Source organism: Kitasatospora sp. NPDC059648, from assembly GCF_042734825.1.
Classification (GTDB): domain Bacteria; phylum Actinomycetota; class Actinomycetes; order Streptomycetales; family Streptomycetaceae; genus Kitasatospora.
This window is the reverse complement of the sequence record NZ_JBHWDU010000209.1, coordinates 1-2308: the sequence shown is the minus strand read 5'-3', so window position 1 is coordinate 2308 and position 2308 is coordinate 1. Positions and strand designations below refer to the sequence as shown.

The window sequence follows — 2308 nt, the reverse complement described above, 5'->3', positions numbered from 1 at the left end:
GCGGGTCGGGGTGTACTTCCTCCTCGCGATGTGCCTGTTCCCGGAGGTCGGATACGAACTGGTGTGGGCCAAGATGACCGCCGCCATCGACGACCTGCACCCGGCACCGACCGCCAAGGGTCTGCGCGATCTTCGACGCCGGATCGGCTGTGCCCCGATGAAGGCCCTGTTCGAGGTGGTGGCCGGAACGCTATCGCACGGTCTCCTTCGACGGCTGCAGTTCCATCAAGACACCCGACAGCGAACGCAACCGGGCCTGGCTCGGGGGCTGCCCGCACCACGGCTATCCCCAGATCGAGTTGATGACGCTGGTCGAGACCGGAACCCGCTCGGTGATCGGCGCGGTGTTCGGCCCCACCGGGGTAGGCGAGACTGCCTACGCCACCCGGCTGCTTCACCATCTGGGCCCCAGCATGCTGGTGCTGTGGGATCGCGGGTTCGACGGCAACGACTTCCTCGTCGCTGTCCACGCCACCGGCGCCCGGATCGTGGGCCGCATCAATCAGCGCCGCCGCCCGCCGATCGGAAAGGCCCTTACTGACTCCTCGTATCTGTCGGCCATCGGCGGCGTCCCCGTGCGCGTCATCGAGGCTCAGATCAGCATCGCCTGCTCGGACGGCACCGACTTTGCCGGCTCCTATCGGCTGGTGACCACCCTGCTGGACGCCCGCCGCTACCCCGCCGACCGTCTCGTGCGCCTCTACCACGAGCGCTGGGAACACGAGAGCGCCTACTACGCACTGCGTCACACCGTCCTCGACGGACGCGTCTTGCGCTCGGGCGACCCGGTCGGCGTCGAGCAGGAGATGTGGGCCCTGCTGGTCCTCTACCAGCTTCTGCGCCGAGCCATGGTCGAGGCGGCGGAGTCCCGGCCGGGCACCGATCCCGACCGCTGCGGCTTCACCATCGCCTACCAGACCGCCCGTGACCTGCTGATCCGCGCGGAGGGAGTCCTCGAGCAGGGTATGGGGGCGATCGGCCGCCGCGTCTTGTCGGCGCTGCTGCCGGCACGTCGGCCGCGCGTCAGCACCCGCAAGGTCAAGTCGCCCATCTCCCGGTATGCGGAACGGAAACTGGACGGCCGCCCCGACACCAGCCAGACGGTGGCCTCCGTGACGATCACCCTCCTGCCGCCCCCGCCACCCCACCCCGAACTGCCGGCGACCACCGTCCCCCAGTACGTCGGCCCGGCAAGACCAGCAACCGCATGGCGCGAGTCCTCACCATGCTGCAGCAAGAACCCGAGCGGCACTGGCAGGCCAGAGAGATCGCCGAGCTCCTCGGCGACGTCACCCTCGTCACCACCTACCGGCAGCTCACCCGCTGGGCTGAGAAAGGGCTGATCAAGAAGGTCCGCAGGGGCCGCTACACGACAGCCGCCACACCAGCGGCCCCCACCTTGCACCCCGGCCGAAATCCTTAACTACCCGGCCTTGGGGGAACCTCACCCGGCGGCGTCTTCACCGAGCCCGACGACCACGGACTCGGCCGGACAAGGTCCGCGCCGACAAAGCGTACGGCTCCCGCGCAAACCGCGCCTACCTGCGCAGACGCCACGTCGGCTGCACGATCCCGGAGAAGAAGGACCAGATCGCGAACCGCAGGAAGCGCGGTTCCCACGGGGGCCGCCCGCCTAAGTTCGACAAGGGCGACTACAAGGAGCGCCACGCGGTGGAGTGCGGGATCAACCGCCTCAAGCGCCACCGCGCGGTCGCGACCCGGTACGACAAACTCGCCGTCCGCTACGAAGCGACCGTGCTGGTCGCCGCCATCAACGAGTGGTTGTGAGCGGAACGAACATCCGCCGCCGGGGTGCTCAATGGGCGTCGGATGGAGCGGGCCACGGAACCCACGGCAGGGAGTCACGCCACCTTGGGCGCCCGGAGGCCCAGTCCTGGAGTACCTGGGCCACGATCTCATGGCCGTACAGGTCGAAGGGGCCGTCTACCCGCACCTGGAAGTGGAAGTCCGGTCCGCCTTCCCGGAACTCGACCTGACAGCTCATGTCGTCGTTGAGACAGACCTGCATGTAGTGCTGGCCCGCAGGGTCCGCGTCCAGCCGTTCAACGATCACCCAGCGGTGGCGCAGATTCATCTCGCTCAGTAGATCGAACAGCGCATCGTCGGAAGGGTCGTCCCAACAGTCTCCGCTCCAGGTCCTCGCTCGCAGCACCGGCTTCCTCATGGGACGACCCTAGCGATGTTGATCCACTTCTGAGTGGACGTTAAGTCCTGTTTCTCTTGTTTCGTGATCGCTCGTACGTGTGAACGTTGGCCGTACTGGCGTGCTGGCCGGGGTTCGGGTGAT

The 2308-nt window shown here is 67.6% G+C and carries 2 protein-coding genes and 2 pseudogenes; 3 read left to right on the top strand and 1 reads right to left on the bottom strand.

Annotated elements, in window-relative coordinates; translation table 11 throughout:
• Window positions 1-10: 10 nt before the first annotated feature.
• From ACFV1W_RS40470 to ACFV1W_RS40460, 3 genes and pseudogenes are all read left to right on the top strand, one after another.
• A pseudogene (locus tag ACFV1W_RS40470) lies at window positions 11-163 on the top strand (transposase domain-containing protein); the annotation flags it as partial.
• A 61-nt stretch (window positions 164-224) separates the two neighbouring features.
• Entirely contained in the window at window positions 225-1343 is a 1119-nt protein-coding gene (locus ACFV1W_RS40465) for a transposase (RefSeq protein WP_380422562.1), read from the top strand.
• Between the two features lie 130 nt (window positions 1344-1473).
• Window positions 1474-1788: pseudogene (locus tag ACFV1W_RS40460) on the top strand (transposase); the annotation flags it as partial.
• A 28-nt stretch (window positions 1789-1816) separates the two neighbouring features.
• Here ACFV1W_RS40460 and ACFV1W_RS40455 read toward each other — a convergent pair.
• Window positions 1817-2185: a hypothetical protein gene (locus ACFV1W_RS40455; protein WP_380422560.1), complete on the bottom strand. Its 369-nt coding sequence runs from the start codon at window positions 2183-2185 to the stop codon at window positions 1817-1819.
• Between the last annotated feature and the right edge of the window lie 123 nt (window positions 2186-2308).

What these genes read in the sequence shown, in the direction of transcription:
- ACFV1W_RS40455 (WP_380422560.1), bottom strand. Translation starts at nt 2,185, where the DNA reads ATGAGGAAGCCGGTGCTGCGAGCGAGGACCTGGAGCGGAGACTGTTGG.